We start from the raw sequence: 19,448 nt of genomic DNA, 5'->3' as shown, positions 1-19,448 counted from the left end.
CCAATGGGTTTTTTGAAAGGGAAATGGAGAATGAGCGATCTGCAGAGCAGCGATCCGGAGAGCCCGACGCATCCGGAACTGGATGTGCGTCAAAGCTCGCACCCTGAACTGGAGGACTATGCCGGCGGCCTGATACAGGCGCGTGTGGGATTCATTCCGCTATGGCTTCTCGTCGTCTACGTGCTGCTGTTCGCCTGGGGGCTGTACTACATGTATGTTTATTGGGGCGGGCTCGGGCCCGGCCGTCTGTTCTAAGTAGACGGTCGCAAGGGCTGGTAAGACAGGAGTGATGGAGACGATGATAGCCAAAATTCTCCTTGGGGTCGCCGCATTGAACCTCCTTTTCCTGTGCTTCGAGCTGGCGATAAACGTGCTTCGTCTTTATTTCGGCTGAGATAGGAGCAGCGGATGCTACAGGACACCGTCTTCAAGCTTGCTGACGCCGGCTTGCCGCAGATGCTTGGCTTCCTCATCTATGGCGGCTGCACCGTCGGCTTTATCCTCTTTCTTTTGTATCTTGTGCGGCAATAGCGCCGCGTCCGCGCCACTGCGCAAACGCCAATGATCTACTACCTCGTGATCTTCGCCGCTGGATTTGCAGGCAGCTTTCATTGCATCGGCATGTGCGGCGGCTTTGCCTGCGCGCTGGGCCGCGATCAGCGAGGGGGAGGCGCAACCGTCCTTCGCCACCTGCTCTATAATACCGGACGATTGACAACCTATTGCTTTTTGGGCGGGCTCGCGGGCGCGATCGGTCAGGTCATCTGCACCACGCAAGGGCTAACGGCGGCGCCGCTCTTGAACGGCTCCCTCGACATCGCCCAACGAATTCTCGCGATCGTCGCTGGCCTGCTCATGATTGCCATGGCGTTGCAGTTCTTCGGCTTGCTGCAGGTCTTTCATCGCCTTGCGATCGGATTTGGCGGCAGCACATTTGCATTGTCCCTGCGCGGTCTGTTGACGGCCCGGAGCAGCGCCGCACCGCTCGCCTTTGGCGTTTTCAACGGCTTCCTGCCGTGTCCCCTGGTCTATGCCTTCGCCGCCCAGGCGGCGAGCACCGCCGGAGCGCTTCCCGGGTTTCTCGTCATGGCATCGTTCGGACTGGGAACCTTCCCCGCGATGTTGATGATGGGCGGCGTTGGCCGGATACTCGGGCCAGCCTGGCGGCGGCGCGGCGTGCGGCTGGCTGGTGGTTTTATTCTTTTGCTCGGTCTCATCACGCTCGGCCGTGGTCTCCTGCCTTCCGACACGCATATCGGCCTTGCCTGGCCAGGTGGGCATCCCGCATGACTGCGCATGGCGATATCCTCTGTAGCCATTGTTCGCTGCCCGTCGGTCTGCGCCCGATGGAGCGCAGGCTCAACGGTGAGGCTTGCGCGTTCTGCTGCTACGGCTGTTGTATCGCCTTTCAGGTGAAGAGCGGCAGACACGAAGAGTGGGAAGCCGCCTGGCTTCTGATCCAGCTCGGCGTGGGAGGCTTTCTCTCCATGAATATCATGATGTTCAGCCTCCTCCTCTATTCGGACGCGTTCACGGGCGTCGATGCGGGCGTGCTGCCGTGGATTCACTTTTTGCTCTGGATCTTCGCCACGCCGGCGGTGGTGATTCTCGGCGGACCCTATCTGCGCGACATGTGGCTCAATGGCATTCAGGGACGAGTGACGTCGTCGGCACTCATCGTGCTTGGCGTCGCTGCCGCTTACCTCTATTCGGCATTTGCCGTGTTCGAGGGCAGCACGCATGTCTATTTCGACACCGCCGTGATGGTGCTGATGCTATTCACAGTTGGCCGCTATCTCGAGGCTGTTGGCCGCGCCAGGGCGGCGCGCGACCTCGAACCTCTTCTGGCCGCAGAAAGCGAGAGCGCGACCGCGGTCGATGGCGCGGCAGAGATCCGCCGTCCGGTGCGGGAGGTGACGGCCGGCATGCTGGTGCGGGTCCGGCCAGGCGAGCGCATTCCGGTCGACGGCGTGGTTGTCGAGGGGGAATCGAACACCGATGAAGCCGTAATTACCGGAGAAAGCCGGCAAGTGACAAAGCGCGCCGGCTCCAAGGTGATTGCCGGCAGTATCAATATCGACGGCCCGCTCCTGATCCAAAGCAGCGGTGACGGAACCGCAACCCGCTGGGCACGGATTTGCCGGTCGGTGCGCGAAGCGCTGGGTCGTCGCAGTCCAACCCAGCGCCTTGCCGATCGCGTCGTTGGCGTGTCCGTGCCGCTCGTCCTCGCCCTCGGCGGGCTGACGACCGTTTACTGGGCCCAGTCATTGCCGTTCGATCGGGCGTTGCTGATTGGCCTCTCGGTGCTGGTGGTTGCCTGTCCTTGTGCCGTCGGCCTCGCTGCTCCGATGGCGACATCGCTCGGCATCGGCCGGCTGGCGCGGCACGGCTGCCTCGTCCGCGACCCCGGCGTGCTCGAGACACTCGCGCGTGTACGGTTGCTCGCCTTTGACAAGACCGGCACTCTGACGGCGGGCAAAGCGCGTCTCGTCGGCGTCGAACGCGAGGAGGTCGGCATCGACGAAGTACTGGCGCGCGCCGCCGGTCTGGAGCGCCATTCCGAGCATGGTCTGGCGCGGGCCATCGCGGCAGCCGCCGCTCAGCGGGGCATCACGCCGCTCGTCACCCGCGAGGTCCGGATGGTTCCCGGCCGTGGCATCCGCGGCAACGCCGAAGGCCGGCCCGTGGCGGCAGGGAACGGCAGATTGATGAATGATCTGGGCTGGCCGCTTCCCCCGTCGCTAGCCGAGCGTGCACGGTCGCTGGAGGCGAGCGGTCATTCGGTGGTCTATGTCGGTTGGGGCGAGCGGGTTCACGCTGTGCTGTCGCTCGATGATTCGCCGCTTCCCGAGGCGCAGGCCGCGATCGCGGCCCTGCGTGAGCGCGGGCTCGACGCCACGCTGTTGACCGGCGACTTGGCGCAAGCGGCGGAGCGGATCGCGGCCCTGGTCGGGATCAAGGAGGTCCAAGCGGGCCTTTCGCCGGAGGCCAAACGGCTGGCCTTGGATCGGCTCCGCCATGACCACGATTCGGTGGCGATGGTCGGCGATGGACTGAATGACGGGCCGGTTCTGGCCGCCGCAGATGTCGGTATTGCCGTCGGCTCCGCCACCGATCTCGCCCGCGAGACTGCGGCGCTCGTGCTGCCTGCGGAGGGATTGTGGATGCTGCCCTGGATCGTCGACGTGGCCCGCGCGGTCCGCAGGACCATCTTGACCAACCTTATGTGGGCGTTCGGCTACAACCTCGTCGCCCTGACGTTCGCAGCATTCGGACTTCTGCAGCCAATCCTTGCGGCGGCGGTCATGGCCGGCTCGAGCATCCTCGTGGTGGTGAATTCGCTGCGGCTGGAGCGGCTGCCCGATCCTGTTCCAACGCTGATCCCGGAGCAACGATCCGGCGCCGAGGCGGAGCGCGCCCAGAATGGTGACGGCATTTCCGCAATGGCCGGCCCGGCCGTCGAGCGGAGTTGAGTTTCGTTTCAGCCAAACACGTCGTGCGTGAAGGCGTCGTACCAGCCTTCCGCGGCGCGCGCAGCCTGCCGGCGGACCTCGGTGCTTTCCTCGACCTTGCTGACGAAGCTGATGACGCTCTTGAGCTTTCCGTCGACGGGCTTGAAGCTGATGGCGTTGCTGAACGCATCGTCGGGGGCGAGATAGGTGTAGCAGGTGTTGAACAAATGCGCCGGGAAACGCGCTGATCCGGTGAGATCGGCCGCGATGGCAAAGGCGCAGGCTTTGGCCTGGCTGTTGGCGCAGAAGGCGGATTTCGGCATATCCCCGCCGATGATCGCGTCGCCGACCAGATGGACGCCGGGCTGCAGCGCCGATTCGAAGGTGACCGGATCGACGGGACACCAGCCCGACTGATTGGCGAGCCCTGCCTGCTGCGCCAAGCGCCCGGCCATTTGCGCCGGGATGACATTGGCCACCGCGGCCTTGAATGTTGCTCCCTCGGTGATCACCGACCGGGTCTTCGCGTCGATCGCCGTGACCCCGCCAGTGAACTGGGCCGGTAGCCATTCGATCATTCCCGGATAGTGGCGGTTCCAAGCGTCCTGGAACAGGTCCTGCGCGTTGAAGCTGTCTTTCGAATCGAGGATCAGAATTTTGGCCCTGGGTTTGCTGCGCTGGAAATAGGAGGCGATGAGCGAAGCGCGCTCATAGGGGGCGGGCGGACAGCGAAACGGATTCGGCGGGACGACGATGACGAACAGGCCGCCGTCCTCCATGCTTTCCAGTTGCTGGCGCAACAGCCTGGTTTGCGGCCCTGCATTCCAGCCGTGCGGCATGATCTCCATCGCAGCTTCGTCATAGCCCTTAAGCGCCCGATCCCTGAATGCGATGCCTGGCGCAACAACGAGACGGTCGTAGCTGAGCTTCGAACCGTTGTTCAGCGCAACGGTTTTCGCCGCCGGGTCAATCGCTTCAGCGGATTTATGAATGACGGTGATGCCGTATTGCCTTGCCAGCGCTTCATAACCATGGCTGAGCGATTTGAACGGGCGGAGCCCGGCGAGATAGAGATTGCTGAAGAAGCAGGTCGTGTAGCTCTGCCGCGGTTCGACCAGGGTCACCTCGATAGCCGTGGCGCTGACGGCGAGATATCTGGCGACCGTTGCGCCGCCGATGCCGCCGCCGATCACGACGACACGCGCCTTGGCCTGGCCCCGCGCCTTCGGCTGGTTGAGCGCCGTTAGCAATGCTGCTCCAGTCAGGCGGCCGAACTCGCGACGCGTCAAGAATTTCATGGCGCGCTACTTTCCCTGCGCTGCGACGTAGCGCGCGACGCTCGCGATCTCCTCGTCGCTGAGCGACAGCGCGATAGCGTGCATGATGTGATTTGGACTCTCGCTCGCCCGGTAGGCAAGCAGGGCGTTGGTGAGCCTCTCCTCACCAAGCCGGATGATGCTGGGAATGCCTGTGCCGCCGCCATCGAGACGATGGCAGGACGCACAGGTCGCGGCGAGTTGAGCGCCTTGATCCGCCCCCGCCGCCGCGCCGGATTGACTGACGAGAAGCACGAGGCTCGCTGCAATCGCAGATCTCGCGACGGGGCGCATGCTGAATACCCGTCTGTTTTGGAGTTTTCCGGTCACGCTCCCACTCAACTTGTCACGCCATAATTCGCGCAGTCGATTGCGTCGCCACCTCAACCGACCGTGAGCTGGTGCGACAACGTATAGACGGCACCGCCGTCTTCCTCCCAGACGAAATCGAGCCGGCCGCTCTCTGTCGCGCGCAGGGAAAATTCGAAGAACGGGTTAGCCGAAATCGCCTCGTGTAGATCGACGCTGAACACCACGGCGTCGTTACAGCGGCAGACAAACTGGTTAATGATCTTGCGCGGGATCACATTGCCTTGATCATCGTGGCGCAGCCCTGTTTCCATCTCATGGCTGATGATGGTCTTGACCTGGAAGACGTCGCCCTTCGCCGCAGCGCTTGGTACGATCACGCGTGGTGTGGGGGTGATCACTGTCCGGCTCCCTCTCAGATGTCAGGCGCAGCCATTTGTGGCGACGTCAACCCAAGCCGTGGTCATCAGCAGATTGCCGTCATTCATTTCGGCGACTGCGATGACATGCTGCGGTTTGGCAAGGCGGATGCGGGTCGACACGCGGGGCAGGCTGCGTTGCGGGACGAAATGGAAACTGGCCACTTCGATGATCGGGTTCTGCGGCGCGAACACGCGGATTTGCCTCACGTGGTCGGCCTCCGTCATGGGGCTGTCGATGTCGAGGCTCATAGGCACGGTGTAACCGGTCGGGAAGACCGCCGGCATTATCAGGTGAAGGCGGTCCGACTCCGTGGCCGTCCGCCCGATGAGCTGTTTGACGAGTTCCAGCGCTTCATCGTTCGCACGCGCGCTCAGCGGCGAGGAGAGCGCGACTCCGGCAAACCCTGCACTCCCGGCGATCAACACATCGCGGCGCGTCAAGCTCATCATCCCGGTCTCCGCCTTTTTTGCGTCACTCCGAAGACACACATCAACAGCGGCAGGAGGCGGCGCAATCGGACACATCAGTGCGGCAGCTTTGAAGTTTAGCACCGCCAACCGCTGCGAGCAAATCTCTTAGAAGTGTCCAAGGTCTCTTAGCCGCCCTCAAAACGGTCAAGGCATTGCAGGAAAGGACGCTCCTGCGTTTGTCGGATTTCTAATCACGCTCTTGGCCGGCTATCGGACGCTCGAACTAACTGGAGCGCTCTGAACAGCGCCAGCGCAATGTCGGATTTACAAGCATGTGCGACATTCATGATAGGCTGAAGAAGGACCGGTTAGGGTCAGGTTTTACCGTTCGAGCTGGCCACCGGAATGGGCAACTAGCGCCAGAAACGGATCTATAGGCTGGTCAAACTCAAGGTCGTGTTCGACCATTTCCGGACCTTCGTGTACCATGTGCGGAGGGCCGGCAATTAGGTCGAAGCAGCATACCGCTCAGCCTTGGATGCCGTGACGACGAGAACGGGCATATCGAACGCTACTGCGCCGCCCGCCCGTTGCCCTCATGCAATTTATGTGAACGGAACGTCGCCACAGGCATTCACCGGGGCGGTTCCGTGCTGAACGCGAAGAACCTGCGCGCAGGCGATGCCGCTGTGCCGTGCCAATCGGCAGCTTTGCCCATTCCAAGATTGCGGGTCCCTGATATATTACTCTGACCATCTCGTTCGCAGGATCCGTTTTGCGCATGCAGCCGGCAACTCGAGCGAGGGCGTAAGCAAGCCTTCCTTCCCGCCGACGCGCCGAACCTCGGAGGTGTTATGCTAGTACTGGTTTTCGGCCTCGTGATCTTCTTCGGAATCCATTCTGTTCGGATCGCCGCCGGCAGCTTTCGTGATGAGCAAATCGCCACAAACGAGCGGCGCTGGAAGGGACTTTATTCGCTCCTATCGATCATCGGCTTCGTGCTGATCGTCTGGGGCTGGAGTCTTTATCGGCCCAATGCGCCTGAGATCTACGAGCCGCCCTCTTGGGGCCGCCATGTCGCGTCGGTGTTGGTGCTCGCCGCATTCGTCTTTCTGGCAGCCGCTTACTTGCCCACGGGTTCAATCAAGCATCGGCTGAAGCACCCGATGCTGGTGGGCATCATCCTTTGGGCCATCGGCCACCTCCTGGCCAATGGCGACCTTGCCTCGCTCCTAGTCTTCGGAGCGTTTCTGGTTTACGCGATTGTCGATCTCATTGCCGTCATTCCACGCGGCGATCCGGCACCCGCGGTCGTGCGACCGCGTAGCGACCTGATTGCTGTGGGCATCGGCTTGGTGGCTTTCGCATTGTTCGGGCTCTGGCTGCACGGCTGGCTGTTCGGAGTCTCGCCCTTCGCTTGAACGTCGGCAGCGACGGCGCGCCTTCGAGGATGTCCTGGCGAATCCCACCAGTTGCCGCGGATCGAGCGCCTCGCAGACGCCACAGGGAACCAATGCTTGGCATAAGGTCGGCACATCAGAATTTTGATCCATAGACGGCTCCAGCCGGCAACGTTGCAGTAATTCGGCTCGGATCGCGCCTTGCTTTGCCAACCGCGCGCGACGCTGTAAACACGAGCGGTACGGGATACAATTATCGGAGCGAATGCGTCCCCGGGATGGCTCAGATGTCCTCCGTCGATTCTCGGGAGTTCCCGCTAACTGGCCCTGCCTCGTCTGGCCGCCTTGGCCCGCCGGATGGTTTCGAGGATCCTATCTGGATCGCGGAAAGCTATCTTAGTGGCTCGGGCGGCATGATGGAGCACGAGGCCGAACTGTTTGTGGAGGGAGCGCGAAAGGCCGGACTCAGAGCCTGGGCTGCCGGACTCAAGGACAATCCCAATCTGATCCGTGCGAAATCATGCGACGAGGAACGCGCCAAATCCTCGGAGGGCTGACCAAAGGGTCCGCGTTCACTCATGCTTCGCCGTGGAGGTACAGCATAACCTTGCGGCGCGACAAGGCTGCATCAACGTCGCGCCTGCGCTCGCTGGGCGTCGCGCCCCAACAGCACAAGGCAGTCGTTTCGGCGAAGGTCCGAGAAGTGTCGATATTTTCACCTTCCTAGGGACGCAGGCACAACGCCAGAATGAAGGCCGCGACAAGCAGCATGGCGACTAGTTCCCAGTTAATCCGGTAGATCATCGATCGACTGCCGACATATTCGCGCCATTGCCTGGACAACCGCCAAGGCTGCCATTGTGCGTTTGGTCCTGCCTCCGTTGCGATAGTTGCCGTTCCGCTTGCCTTCAGGTGCGCCACCGCCCGCACCGTGCATGCGACAGACTGCGCTGCCCCTCACCGCTGGCGATCGACACTGGCAACCCGTCCGCTTCGACCGAGCATGACACCGAGGCGCTAGGTTCATGAGGTTGACGTTATTTTTTTCCGTCACCCTGCCCCCCCATGCGAGACGTTGCCGACAATAGCTTGGCCGCCTTCGTTCACCGTGACGTGCTTCACCGTGACGTGCTGCTGGCCGCCCGTGCGGTATTTCTTTAGGGCTTCGACCTGGGCCACGAATGTCCTGGTGAGCTTGTTGAAAGCACGTTCGGCGCTGTCTTGCTGCGGGATAGTTTCGCAGTGAGCAAGGCGGCGGGCGAACGTCATTGTCGCCATGTGCACCGCAGCCATCTGGGATGCCAGCATAGCTTCGATTTGATCCTGCGGTTCAATGCCTTCACGATCGAGGCGACAAAGGCCGTTCCCTTATCGTCTGGCGTTTTGCCGTGGCTGCCGACATTCACCAGCTGGCGCAGGAGGCCATTGATGAAATCTTCGTCCGATGATCCGAACGCTTTCTGGGCTGCCGTATGGTCGATAGTGACGGTGCTTCCGTCGATCTTTAAGAGGCGCGACGGGTTCGATTGGTGCGCGTGATCGGGCGCGGGGAGGACTTTTGTTTTTGCCGTCATGGATTAGGCCGCCAATATTTCATGAATGCAATTCGCGGCATCTCGCCCTTGCAGGACAGGAACTCTTGCCACCGCCCGATCATGCAGCGTTACCGGAAGGCCAATCGATTTCATGCTGCACCATTGGTTTCGGGTTGACGGTAATTCCGGATTCTGCCGAAAACCTCGTCGGCAAACGCCCGAAGTTCCTGGTCAATGACCTCGTCGGCCAGGCCAGCGGACACCATTTGCGTCCGCATGCCCGCGATGACTTGTTTCCAATAATGGTTTCCGCCCTTTGCGGTCCGATCAGACAGCACTTCGACGGTCCTACGGATCTTCCCGACGCGTCGAACGGTCGGAAACGGCAGTACGGTGCACACCGCATCGTCGATAGCATGAGGGCCCAGCCCGCGCATCGGTATCCCCTCCAAAATATGTATAGGACTTCGGACTTCCGAAATGTGCCTGATATTGAAATCTTTGACCTTTTCGGTACGAAAATCATCGCGACACCTTGCGCATTTCGGAACTCCGAAGCGGGGACATTTCGGAAGTCCGAAGCGGCGTTTTTTTCTTGCGCCCGAGCTTGCCGCGCTGTTCGGCCTGTTGTTTCCTGACGGTCGTTGACCACGCCTTTGCCATCGCCATTGTGCAGCGCCGCCATTCGTTGGTCGCTGGCGCGCCCTCATAATCACCGGTGAAGGTCAGGCGGTATGTGTTCGGATGCGATGTCCCGTCGCCAGCTTTGCCGCGCTGGACCCGGATGATGCCCTTGAACTCTAACTCGCCGGTCGCGTCGGCGACGTATTCGCCGGTTACGCCGTATTCGATGAACTGCGTGTGGGTCACGATCAGCCGCCCATTGCAAAGCGCCGCATGGGAGACATGTTCTATAAGGATCCGAAAGAGCGCTCTGTGGGCGTTGCCGCTGAGCGTCCGAAACGCATCGGATTCCATGAAGTCGCGCGTCAACCACTGCCAACCGTTCTCTTCGGCCGACGGCTTGGTGTGCTTTCTCACAAGGTTGTAGGTCTTACCCTTGCACGTCCGGTCTTTCTGGACAGCGCTCAAGCCGCCCTCCCCAGGTTCGCCCGGATGCCGAGCTTCTCGGCAAGAGGTGCTACAGGCACCATGATTTTCCGGCCGATTTTGATTGTGGGGATATCGCCGCGCTTTGCAGCCTCATACGAGCCATTTCGGCTCAGTCCATAAAACACGGCGCCGGCGTCCGGGACCGATAGTGTTGGGCGGTTCAAGGCATCTTCGAGGGTCATGTGTGCTCCTTTCGATGCCTCAATTTACTTATTCGTCCTTGCTAGTGCCAGCACAATGCCATACGTTGCGTTACAAATGTTAAGACAAATAAGGTGATTGAGCGATGGCAGGAAAGCGGGCCGCCGGCGGCGGACGGAAACCCAAGGGAGAGTTTGCCGGGAAGTCCTCGGCATTTTCCACGCGGATAACACCAGAGTTGCGCGCTGCTCTGGACAGCGAAAGTGAGAAAACCGGAAAGTCTGTTTCGCAGATTGTCGAGCGGCGCCTGCGCGAGAGCTTCGAGGAGCAGAAGCGGATGCAGCGCAACCTTGGAAAGGATCACGTTAAGGCGCTGGCCTATCTCGTGGCCCACATGACAACTAGGATTGAAAGTTACACGAAGGCGCGCTGGCACCAAGACATGTTTACCAATCGCGCAGTCGCCTCGGCGATTGCTACTACCGTGGGCCGGTGCCGTCCGGAAGGAGACACAGACGATATAAGCGCTGCTCTCCCGGCGGTGGACGAGCACATCGCGCAAGCGGCGGAAATGTTCAAGCAAACCACTCCGGACATGGCAGAGCGGATGTCATATTTGCGCAATCCGGAAGCGTTGGGCATGTCCGTGGCAGTGCCCTTCCTCGACTACCCTGATGAACCGCCGCCGCTGGGTGACAAGCGCGATTGGCACGATGAGATGTATCTGATGCCTTTCGTGTGGAAGGCGCTCCGAGAAGAGGACGCTCCCAAAATTGGAGAATGGCTAGGGGAAGATAAGGATGGACGTCTCGTATTCGGGAATTTTCCTCCAGAAGATCTATCAGACGAAGAAAAGCGGAAGTGGCTGGCAATGCAGCGACGAGGCTTGAAGCGTGCTGTACACAAAAGCACCTCGAAAACAGGGGAGTCCTGATAATGGCTAAGGTCCGCAAACGCACCCTCCCCTCCGGCGAAGTCCGCTGGCTCGCCGACTATTTCGACGCTGGCGGCAACCGCCGCTCAAAGCAGTTCGACAAGCGCAAGGATGCCGACGCCTATTTGGTCAAGGTGCGGCGCGACCTACAGCTCGGCGTCCATGTAGCAGACAGCGCCTCGATCACGATCAAAGAGGCAGCTAAGCTGTGGCTGGAAAGGTGTGATGCCAAAGGACTGGAGCGCTCCACGCGCACAGCCTACGCCGAGCACGTGAACATCCACATCGTGCCGCTGATCGGCGCCAGGAAGCTTTCGCAGTTCAATACGCCGCACGTCCATGCCTTCGCCGATGAACTGGCAAAGGATCGATCGCCGGCCATGGTCAAGCGCATCGTGCGTTCGCTCGGCGCGGTCTTCGTTGAAGCAAGGCGGCGTGGCTTGGCGGCGACGAATCCGGTGTCAGATGCCAAGGTGAAGACGAACGACCGCCGCAAGTCGAAGCGGCCAGAGATCCCCACCAAGGCGGAATTGCGCACGATCCTCGACGCCACCCCCACCCAAGGCAAGCACCGCGCACTGATCGTCACTGCCCTGTTCAGCGGCTTGCGTGCCTCCGAGTTGCGCGGCCTAAGATGGAACGCTTTCGACCTCAAGCGCGGCGTTCTGACTGTGAAAGGCCGGGTCGATGCATGGGGCGATTTCGGGCTGCCGAAGACATCGGCCGGCGAGCGCGACGTGCCGTTGGCGCCGATGGCAATCAACGCGCTGAAGCAGCAGCGCCTCTCCGTCGCGAACGGTCCCGATGGCTTGGTGTTTCCTTCCGACGAAGGAACGCCGCTTGACCACCACAACATTCTTTCCCGCGTCTGGACGCCCCTGCTCGTCGGTGCCGGGCTATTCCGCCTTCACCCGACCAGGCTCGACGCCGACGGCGCCCCGCTCAAAATCGCCAAGTACAACTTTCATGCCCTGCGTCATGCGGCGGCGAGCCTGTTCATCGAACAAAAGCTTTCACCGAAGCGCGTCCAGACGATCATGGGGCATAGCTCGATCACGGTGACGTTCGACACATACGGCCATCTTTTCGAAGACGACGCCGCCGATCAGACGGCAGTTGCCGAGATCGAGGCCCGGCTACTTTCGTAGCGAAGACTGCAACACGGCTGCAACACAAGGCGAAATTTCCTAGCGAAAACAACGGATCAATCTGTCTCTGATTCCGTTAGTCCTGGTTCGAATCCAGGTTCCCCAGCCAACGACTTCCCGGATGAAATCAAAGCGCAACTGCCCGAAAGCCTAAACCCCGCGTGCGAGCTGTCGTTCTTTGATACGGTGACCGTGCACTTTTTACCATGTCGCCCCCGCCGCATGGTGCACCTTGCCCGCGTTCCCGGTCTGCCGCATCCCCAAGCACCGTACGTAAGGGCGAACCGAAGTGTTTTCACGTCCGAAGACTATGTGTTCCACAAGAACTGCTCGTCGAGTATTGCCGCATCGCCGATGTCGCGGTTTTCGATGCACCCGTGGGCCGAGCATCGCCGGGCAAACCGGCAAAGCCGTGAAACCTGGAAAAACGAGGCAGGTGGCGAAAGGAAATGGTGCACTGTCACCGTAATCGCCAAATCACGATATGCGATCCCCTTGCCCTACTGAGGGGCGGAAATCCTGCTATGCAGGGAGAGTTGACGAGAGGGTTGTTTGCGGGCGTTATGGCCCGAGATTGCAGCGGGGTTTTCATGAGTCAAGCGGAACTGGGCAAACTTTGAAGATCGAGTGCGCGAAATGGCAAGCCTCATATGGTCTCGCCCCTGCACTCCTCAACGCGTCGGCGGAGTTAATATTGACGGCGTCACGATACTTGAGGCCGAATTGCAATGTTTCGTTGAAATAACAGAGGAGAAATCTCTGTCAAAAGTTCGCGAAGACGTCATAAAGCTCCATACCGCGAAGAACACCATGTTCTCAAAGGGGGTTATGGCAAGATGTTTCTGCATAGTAAATGGCAACATCACGCCCGCAATGCGAGATGCAGGGAGAGAGCAGCATATTCATGTTCTTTCATTTGACGAATTCAGTAAGCAATTTTTTGATTTCGACTCTTACTCGTCGATTAGGATGTCAGCACCTTTCGGTAGCTCCATCAATCCTTTAACTGGCGAGACTGATGATACAAAGTATGTTCCGGTACGATATTCTGTGGATGGCAAAAAGGGTGACATCTCGACAAAGGACGTAACTGAATACTTATTGGGCGGAAAGAACGTCGTTTTACTTGGCGAATACGGGAGTGGAAAGAGTCGGTGCATTCGAGAGGTGTTCACTTTGCTCAGCGAAACAGCAACGGTGAACTTCTGCCATCCTATTGCAATCGATCTGCGTAAATCATGGGGACTGCGTCAGAGCGGGGAACTGATTAGGCGTCACTTCAATGAGCTCGGGCTTGATTCTCTAGAAAGCAGCGCAATTAAAGCGTTTAACGCCAAGTCTATCATCTTTTTTCTTGATGGTTTTGATGAAATAGGCTCTCAGTCCTGGAGTAACGATAGCAATCGCCTAAAATTTATTAGAGCAAAGTCGCTAGAAGGCGTAAAGGACGTTGTTCAAAAGAATGCCGGAGGCAGCCTTGTGGCCGGGCGCGAGCATTATTTTCCGAGCACGGATGAGATGTTCGCGGCGTTGGGGATAAACCCACAAAACACAGTCGTAATCCGCTCTAAGAGCGAATTTAGCGAAAGCGAACTCCTCGAGTACTTTCAGAATAGAGATATTGATGTTGACGTGCCAAACTGGTTACCTCGCCGACCGCTTATCTGTCAGACTATAGGTTAGCTCGCTGCAGACGAATTTGAAAAAATGTTCGGAGAGGACGGGGACGAGATCTCCTTCTGGAACCATTTTATGGACGTTCTGTGCCAGCGCGACGCAAACATACATGTTTCCTTCGACGCACCTACAATATTGCGAATATTTGTACATCTTGCCCGTTTGACGCGCACCAAGGCATCAAACGTCGGACCTATATCGCTTGCGGAACTACAAAGCGCATTCGAGGCGGCCACTGGAACGGCTCCTGTTGAGGAGGCTTCTGTAATGCTGCAACGTCTGCCGAGTCTAGGTCTAACCATTACAATACAGCTGCATATCGCTTGTTATTGCTCTCCCAGAACGGCAGCTGCCTCCCCCGCCGAACCAACAGCGAATGCCCAATCCCCAGGATCTTCCGCACACTCGCCAGCGCCGCCTCGTTCACCTCGATATATGCGACGATGTACCATTCGCCGTTTTCTTCCCTGGCCATGCCCATCGGCTCGGCCCGCCATTTGAGGGCGCCGTGGTGGGGCATGAAGTAGGTTTCCTGGACGCCGCCGACGGCGCTGAGGCCCTCGTCGAGAGCGTATTCCATCACCGCGCAGCACAGCTGTGTCAGCGTGCCCCTCAGCCCGGCAGTTCGCTTGTCGGGAACGACAAATGTGCGGGTCCATTCGGCCCAATCGGGACGTCTTGGGACGCCCGATTTTTCGCACATGTGAGAAAAAACCTCCGAGACCATGTGCGGCTCGCTCGTTGGGATCAATCGAGCCGAAGTCACTACGCGATCGTCTTCAATGCCCAGCAGGTATGTCGCCGCGTCTGTATCGAATTGATCCAGTTCGCGACCATCCGGGCTCGGAGGGCGCCAGCGCTTTTGATGCACGAAGAAATCGTGCCGCCGGCGCAGAAATTCGTCGAATTCGTTTTCGTAGAGATGCTTGTTATGCGCGTTGACTACGTGGGCCGTTATCATGGTGCGATCCCCCGATCGTTGTCGCGGGGGATATTTGCAGCCTCGCTAATGTACGTCACCTGTCCGATAGGACAATTGACGCGTTTAGGGGTGGATCAGGCGCCGGCGCACTGCCTCGACGACCGCCTGCGTGGTCGTTGCGACGCCAAAAGCCTCGCGGGCCCGCGTTGAGTGCCATTTGACCGTGCGTTCGGTCAGGCCGAGGATCTGGGATGTTTCCGACGAGGTCTTGCCGGCCGCGGCCCACAACAGCACCTCTTTTTCGCGGTCGGTCAGCACGCCTTCATCGTCATCATTGTCGTCCGCCAACGCCTGGATCGACATGCCGGCATAGACCGCCATGGTCACCAGTTGCACTTGATGGCGTGGCGAGAGATTGCAGGACTTCGCGGAAGAGGCGAACGACAGCACGGATTGCCAATGGTGAATGCTGAGCATCGGCACAGCGAAGCCGCTACAGATGCCGAACTCCGTCGCCTCGCCGGCGACGCGTCGTGAACCTTCCGTATCCGACCACTTTGCCGGAACTTCGGACCAAAGGAACGGCTTCAGGGTTTTTGCCGAGTAGATGCAAACACCATCGACGGCGGCGTGCTCGGCCTCGACATAGCGTTCGAACCAGCCGGCCGGCCAGCCATTCAGTTCAACCATCGGCGCAAGTTTCTGGCCACTGAGCGGAACCCCGCTCAGGATAAGGTGCTCGAAGCCGAGATTCCTCACGGTATCAAGAAGGTCGCTCAGCAGCGGCCCGGTGGCTGTATGTTTCCTGCAGCGTTCGACAAAGTCGAACACGTCTGAATCGATCATGACAGAGACCCCCGTCTCCACGCCCGAAAACAAAGTTTAACTCAAATTAGCGACTTCGAATACTCCCAATAAGTGTGTCCGCCACGCAGGACGCGTGGACCAAAATCAGCTAAATCAGCCGGATTATGATCAGCAACACAGGACCAGAAAGCATGACTCCAGCATTGCCGAAACGAAACGAGCCGTTCCGGGCCGGCGAAACCGCGCTGCTCTTGGTCGACATGCAACGGGTCTGGCTGGAGCCCGGCGCAGATCCGGCGCATCCGGAGCGTGGTCCCGATCACTATTTCTACCGGCAGACGGCGTCGCAAACGATCCCCAACCAGGAGCGCCTGCTGGCGGCGGCGCGGGCCAACGGCGTCGAGGTGATCCATACGATCATCCAGAGCTTGACCGAAGACGGCCGCGATCGCTCGCTCGACCATAAGCTGACGCCGATCCACATCGCGCCGAGCCGGCCGGAGGGCCTGCCGGTGCCGTCGCTGGCGCCGGTTGGCGACGAGATCATGCTGCCGAAGACATCGTCGGGCGTCTTCAACTCGACCAACATCGACTATGTCTTGAAAAACCTCGGCGTGCGTTACCTGATCGTCGCCGGCATCATGACCGACCAGTGCGTCGACATGGCGGTGCGCGATGCCGCCGATCGCGGCTACCTCGTCACCTGCGTATCCGATGCTTGCGCCGCCGCCTCGCAGGAGCGCCATGACGGCGCGCTCAAGGCGTTTGGCGGCTATTGCTGGGTCGCCGATACCGCCACCGTTACGGCCCGTTTCGAAGCCTTGGGAAAAGCCGCATGACCGTCGAACCGCTGGTTGCCGTCGTCACCACCGACCTTTCGGCGATCACGCGCGGCCGCTCCGTCGTCGAAAGCAGGCTGCAGAAGATCGCTGCGACCGGCGTCGGCTGGCTGCAGGCCAACCTGTCGCTGACACCGTTCAACTCAATCGTCGATCCCAATCCGTGGGGGTCGTCCGGCGACGTGCGGCTCATTCCCGATCTCAACGCGCGATTTCGCACCGCGCTGACCGGATCGGCGACGCCCTTCGATATGGTCGCCGGCAACATCGTCGAACTCGACGGCAGCCCGTGGGTCGGCTGTACACGGACCATGCTCAAGGATGCGCTGGCGGAATTGAGGGCGGCGACCGGGCTTTCCGTCATCGCCGCCTTCGAGCATGAATTCCATATCGAGGGCGACTTTGGGCCGGCTCATTCGATGTCGCTCGCCGCACTGCGCCGCACCGATCCGTTCGCCGCCAATCTGATGGCGGCGCTGGCGGAATCCGGCGTCGCGCCCGAAGTGGTGATCGCCGAATTCGGCACCGACCAATTCGAGGTGACATGCGAGCCAGCCGATGCGCTTGCCGCGGCCGATCGCGCCGTTGCCATCCGCGAGGTCACGCGCGAAGTGGCGCGATGTGCAGGCTGGCGTGCGAGCTTCGCGCCCAAAACTGCTCCCGATGCCGTCGGCAACGGCGTCCACATCCATTTCAGTTTCGTCGACGAGGCTGGCAAGCCGGCGACCTACGATCCGGCACAGCCGGGCAGTCTTTCCAGCCAGGCCGCTTCGTTCTGTGCCGGCGTGCTGCGCCACTTGCCCGCGATTACCGCCATGACGGCGTCGAGCGTATCGTCCTACTACCGGCTGAAGCCGCACAGCTGGAGCTCGTCCTACACCTGGCTTGCCGATCGCGACCGCGAGGCGAGCCTGCGCATCTGCCCGACGGTGACGCTCGGCGGGCGCGATCCGGCGCGGCAGTACAACGTCGAATACCGGGCGGCCGACGCCACCGGCAATCCCTATCTGTCGCTGGCGGCCATCGTGCGCGCCGGGCTGGAAGGGCTGAAGGCCAAGCTGCCGGCGCCGCCGCTGGTCACCGGCGACCCGACGCTGATGAGCGCCGCCGAGCGCAACAAGCTTGGCCTCGTAAGACTGCCGGAAACGCTGCCGGCGGCACTCGACGCGCTCGTCGCCGACAAGACCGTGACCGGATGGTTCGCGCCGGTGTTTGTCGAGACCTTTGTCGGCCTCAAGCGGCATGAGACCGAGCGCCTCGCCGGTCTCGACCAAGTGGCTGTCTGCGATCTCTGCCGGACGCTGTATTGATGGCTGAGCCGCTCGCTAACGCCATCCTACCTGAAGGTTGGCCTCCCGCGGTCGATGCAATCAACGAAACGGGGCGTTCCGATATCGTTTTGATATGCGAGCACGCTTCCAATCATATTCCGGCAGAGTATGCGCGGCTCGGTCTCGACAGCAGCCATTTGCAGCGCCATGTCGCCTGGGATATCGGCGCCGCCGCAGTGACCCGCACTCTGTCGAAGCTGCTCGATGCTCCGGCTTTCCTCAGCTCCTATTCGCGGCTTTTGATCGATCTCAACCGGCCGCTTGGTTCCAGCGGCAGCATTCCGGTGCTATCGGAGGACACTGACATCCCCGGCAATGTCGGCCTCGATCCGGAGGAACGAAGCCGGCGTGCCGGAATCATGTTCGCGCCGTTCCATGACCGCGTGGCCGCCCACCTCGACGAGCGGGCGAAGCAGGGCAGAGCGACGCGGATCGCGACGATCCACTCCTTTACGCCGGTCTTCCTCGGTGTTCGCAGGCCCTGGCACGCCGGCGTGCTTTACGATCGGGCAATCGATTTCGGCCAGGCAGTGCTTGCCGGCCTGAGCACCGACAGTGGGCTCAACGTCGCGGCAAACGAGCCTTATGTGATCAGCCGCGACGGTGACTACGCCATACCGGTCCATGGCGACGATCGCGGCATTCCCGCCGTCCTCATCGAGATCAGACAGGATTTGCTGGCGAGCCGCTCCGGCATCGAGGAATGGGCGAAGCGTCTGGCCGCAGCGTTGCCGGCGCAGCAGAAGGAGGCTTCCTGAACAAGTTCGGCTTCCCGATGCGATGAAGGCGGCAGATCCCTTGCCGCTACGAGAATATTTCCGACAGTTCTTCGACGCTGGTGCCTTCCTTGACCTGACGCAACTCGACATAGCTAACCGCAGTAGCAATCGACATCACCATCGACGTTACGCTCGTCACCAATGCGTCCACCACAGCACCCACCATCCCTCCTCCAAACAGGGCGGTTGCGGCGCCAAGCGCCAACTGAATGGTCACCACGGCGATGATCAGGATAAGGAACAGGCCGAACAGCGCCCAGCGGCTTCCCTTGGTCAGGTCGCGGCTGCGCGCCATGCTACCGAATACGCCGAGTCGCTCTTGCACCAGCGCTGGCACTGCGACCGACCAGCGGAGCGCCAAAATGATGCCAGGCACGATAAGCAGCATAAAACCGATGCCCGCGCCCAAACCGACCAGCAGAGCAATCGCGAGTGTCGGCAAGAGAAAGGAGACTGCTTTCGCGATGCAATCACCGAACGAAGGCTGCTTGCCATTCAAGTCCTCGATGGTTGCACGCACCAGCGATGCCTGGAGCAACAACGAAAGGATGTAGGAAACCAGCCCGAAGCCTATCGCGATGTTGGAATAGCTCCACACGAAAATTGGCTCAATCGAGGCAGGCACCGGGGTAACGGTTGCGAGCCGACTCAAAGCCCAAAGCTGAAAACCAAGTGTCGGCAAGCCCGAAAATACTGCGGCAAGCCCCAGGCAGAGCCCTGCATTACGGCCAATGACCGCAAAGCTATTGTTGAACACCCTGCCAATCTGGAATTTCTCAGGCCGTTCGAGTGTCATTGACGTCATGATGCTTCCCCCTGCCCCACCGCCGCATATCGCTGGCCGCGCCGGCAGCAAATCTGCCAAGATTGACGGTCGCCGTCCAGCCCACTTGCAATTGTTCCGCTGCATTG

The 19,448-nt window shown here is 60.3% G+C and carries 24 protein-coding genes; 12 read left to right on the top strand and 12 right to left on the bottom strand.

The window, feature by feature from the left end:
• Positions 1-30: 30 nt before the first annotated feature.
• The 4 genes from NKH70_RS07365 to NKH70_RS07350 all read left to right on the top strand — a co-directional run bounded on the left by NKH70_RS07365 (position 31) and on the right by NKH70_RS07350 (position 3,473).
• The gene (locus NKH70_RS07365; protein ID WP_023718671.1) at positions 31-255 is read left to right on the top strand and encodes a hypothetical protein; all 225 of its coding nucleotides are present in this window, start codon (positions 31-33) and stop codon (positions 253-255) included.
• A gap of 153 nt (positions 256-408) precedes the next feature.
• Positions 409-531, top strand: a complete 123-nt coding sequence (locus tag NKH70_RS07360; protein ID WP_352450399.1) for a hypothetical protein — start codon at positions 409-411, stop codon at positions 529-531.
• Between the two features lie 30 nt (positions 532-561).
• Positions 562-1,290 carry a sulfite exporter TauE/SafE family protein gene (locus NKH70_RS07355; RefSeq protein ID WP_352910967.1) on the top strand — a complete coding sequence of 243 codons (729 nt, stop codon included), beginning with the start codon at positions 562-564 and terminating at the stop codon, positions 1,288-1,290.
• Positions 1,291-1,346: 56 nt separating this feature from the next.
• On the top strand, positions 1,347-3,473 hold the full coding sequence (locus NKH70_RS07350) for a heavy metal translocating P-type ATPase (protein WP_352910970.1): 2,127 nt from the start codon (positions 1,347-1,349) through the stop codon (positions 3,471-3,473).
• Between the two features lie 8 nt (positions 3,474-3,481).
• Here NKH70_RS07350 and NKH70_RS07345 read toward each other — a convergent pair whose 3' ends face one another.
• From NKH70_RS07345 to NKH70_RS07330, 4 genes are read right to left on the bottom strand one after another with little or no spacing between them, the layout of a single operon-like run.
• Positions 3,482-4,750 carry an NAD(P)/FAD-dependent oxidoreductase gene (locus NKH70_RS07345; RefSeq protein ID WP_352910972.1) on the bottom strand — a complete coding sequence of 423 codons (1,269 nt, stop codon included), beginning with the start codon at positions 4,748-4,750 and terminating at the stop codon, positions 3,482-3,484.
• Between the two features lie 6 nt (positions 4,751-4,756).
• Complete coding sequence (locus NKH70_RS07340) at positions 4,757-5,098, bottom strand: c-type cytochrome (RefSeq protein WP_352910974.1); 342 nt, start codon at positions 5,096-5,098, stop codon at positions 4,757-4,759.
• 53 nt (positions 5,099-5,151) lie between these two features.
• A complete protein-coding gene (gene soxZ, locus NKH70_RS07335) occupies positions 5,152-5,478 on the bottom strand; it encodes a thiosulfate oxidation carrier complex protein SoxZ (protein WP_352903451.1) in 327 nt (108 codons plus the stop codon).
• A gap of 21 nt (positions 5,479-5,499) precedes the next feature.
• Entirely contained in the window at positions 5,500-5,949 is a 450-nt protein-coding gene (locus tag NKH70_RS07330) for a thiosulfate oxidation carrier protein SoxY (RefSeq protein WP_352910976.1), read from the bottom strand.
• Between the two features lie 815 nt (positions 5,950-6,764).
• Here NKH70_RS07330 and NKH70_RS07325 point away from each other — a divergent pair.
• Together NKH70_RS07325 and NKH70_RS07320 are read left to right on the top strand one after the other, a co-directional pair.
• Positions 6,765-7,331 carry an NnrU family protein gene (locus NKH70_RS07325; protein ID WP_352910979.1) on the top strand — a complete coding sequence of 189 codons (567 nt, stop codon included), beginning with the start codon at positions 6,765-6,767 and terminating at the stop codon, positions 7,329-7,331.
• Between the two features lie 266 nt (positions 7,332-7,597).
• Complete coding sequence (locus NKH70_RS07320) at positions 7,598-7,867, top strand: hypothetical protein (protein ID WP_352910982.1); 270 nt, start codon at positions 7,598-7,600, stop codon at positions 7,865-7,867.
• A gap of 493 nt (positions 7,868-8,360) precedes the next feature.
• Here the strand turns inward: NKH70_RS07320 and NKH70_RS07315 are convergent, their stop codons facing one another.
• The 5 genes from NKH70_RS07315 to NKH70_RS07295 all read right to left on the bottom strand — a co-directional run bounded on the left by NKH70_RS07315 (position 8,361) and on the right by NKH70_RS07295 (position 10,140).
• Positions 8,361-8,579 (bottom strand): hypothetical protein, encoded by a 219-nt coding sequence (locus tag NKH70_RS07315; RefSeq protein ID WP_353025023.1) that lies wholly within the window; start codon positions 8,577-8,579, stop codon positions 8,361-8,363.
• Positions 8,576-8,884, bottom strand: coding sequence for a hypothetical protein (locus tag NKH70_RS07310; protein ID WP_353025022.1), 309 nt, complete (start codon positions 8,882-8,884; stop codon positions 8,576-8,578). The genes NKH70_RS07315 and NKH70_RS07310 overlap by 4 nt, the downstream gene beginning before the upstream one ends.
• 110 nt (positions 8,885-8,994) lie before the next feature.
• A complete protein-coding gene (locus NKH70_RS07305) occupies positions 8,995-9,282 on the bottom strand; it encodes a DUF6074 family protein (protein WP_352910988.1) in 288 nt (95 codons plus the stop codon).
• Between the two features lie 85 nt (positions 9,283-9,367).
• Entirely contained in the window at positions 9,368-9,937 is a 570-nt protein-coding gene (locus NKH70_RS07300; protein WP_236391415.1) for a hypothetical protein, read from the bottom strand.
• The gene (locus NKH70_RS07295; protein ID WP_287322029.1) at positions 9,934-10,140 is read right to left on the bottom strand and encodes a helix-turn-helix domain-containing protein; all 207 of its coding nucleotides are present in this window, start codon (positions 10,138-10,140) and stop codon (positions 9,934-9,936) included. Before NKH70_RS07295 ends, NKH70_RS07300 begins: the two co-directional genes overlap by 4 nt.
• Positions 10,141-10,244: 104 nt before the next feature.
• Between NKH70_RS07295 and NKH70_RS07290 the strand changes: the two genes are divergently transcribed.
• From NKH70_RS07290 to NKH70_RS07280, 3 genes are all read left to right on the top strand, one after another.
• Entirely contained in the window at positions 10,245-11,033 is a 789-nt protein-coding gene (locus tag NKH70_RS07290; RefSeq protein WP_352910991.1) for a hypothetical protein, read from the top strand.
• A 2-nt stretch (positions 11,034-11,035) separates the two neighbouring features.
• Complete coding sequence (locus NKH70_RS07285; RefSeq protein WP_353025021.1) at positions 11,036-12,181, top strand: tyrosine-type recombinase/integrase; 1,146 nt, start codon at positions 11,036-11,038, stop codon at positions 12,179-12,181.
• A 636-nt stretch (positions 12,182-12,817) separates the two neighbouring features.
• Positions 12,818-13,864, top strand: coding sequence for a hypothetical protein (locus NKH70_RS07280; protein ID WP_352977380.1), 1,047 nt, complete (start codon positions 12,818-12,820; stop codon positions 13,862-13,864).
• Between the two features lie 295 nt (positions 13,865-14,159).
• Here NKH70_RS07280 and NKH70_RS07275 read toward each other — a convergent pair whose 3' ends face one another.
• Both NKH70_RS07275 and NKH70_RS07270 read right to left on the bottom strand, forming a co-directional pair.
• On the bottom strand, positions 14,160-14,819 hold the full coding sequence (locus NKH70_RS07275; RefSeq protein WP_352910998.1) for an acyl-homoserine-lactone synthase: 660 nt from the start codon (positions 14,817-14,819) through the stop codon (positions 14,160-14,162).
• Between the two features lie 84 nt (positions 14,820-14,903).
• On the bottom strand, positions 14,904-15,626 hold the full coding sequence (locus tag NKH70_RS07270; protein WP_352789657.1) for a LuxR family transcriptional regulator: 723 nt from the start codon (positions 15,624-15,626) through the stop codon (positions 14,904-14,906).
• Between the two features lie 152 nt (positions 15,627-15,778).
• Between NKH70_RS07270 and NKH70_RS07265 the strand changes: the two genes are divergently transcribed.
• Genes NKH70_RS07265 through NKH70_RS07255 form a run of 3 tightly spaced genes read left to right on the top strand, consistent with a single transcriptional unit; the run spans position 15,779 to position 18,515 of the window.
• Positions 15,779-16,426, top strand: coding sequence for a cysteine hydrolase family protein (locus NKH70_RS07265; protein ID WP_352911001.1), 648 nt, complete (start codon positions 15,779-15,781; stop codon positions 16,424-16,426).
• A complete protein-coding gene (locus NKH70_RS07260) occupies positions 16,423-17,736 on the top strand; it encodes a type I glutamate--ammonia ligase (RefSeq protein WP_353025018.1) in 1,314 nt (437 codons plus the stop codon). The genes NKH70_RS07265 and NKH70_RS07260 overlap by 4 nt, the downstream gene beginning before the upstream one ends.
• Positions 17,736-18,515, top strand: coding sequence for an N-formylglutamate amidohydrolase (locus tag NKH70_RS07255; RefSeq protein ID WP_352911006.1), 780 nt, complete (start codon positions 17,736-17,738; stop codon positions 18,513-18,515). Before NKH70_RS07260 ends, NKH70_RS07255 begins: the two co-directional genes overlap by 1 nt.
• Before the next feature lie 46 nt (positions 18,516-18,561).
• Here the strand turns inward: NKH70_RS07255 and NKH70_RS07250 are convergent, their stop codons facing one another.
• Positions 18,562-19,341 (bottom strand): hypothetical protein, encoded by a 780-nt coding sequence (locus tag NKH70_RS07250; RefSeq protein ID WP_352911009.1) that lies wholly within the window; start codon positions 19,339-19,341, stop codon positions 18,562-18,564.
• Positions 19,342-19,448: the final 107 nt, after the last annotated feature.

Source organism: Mesorhizobium sp. M0991, assembly GCF_040318915.1.
In the GTDB taxonomy this organism is placed as follows: Bacteria; Pseudomonadota; Alphaproteobacteria; order Rhizobiales; family Rhizobiaceae; genus Mesorhizobium.
Note: the sequence above shows the minus strand (reverse complement) of the source record. Positions and strands in the feature narration are given on the sequence as shown.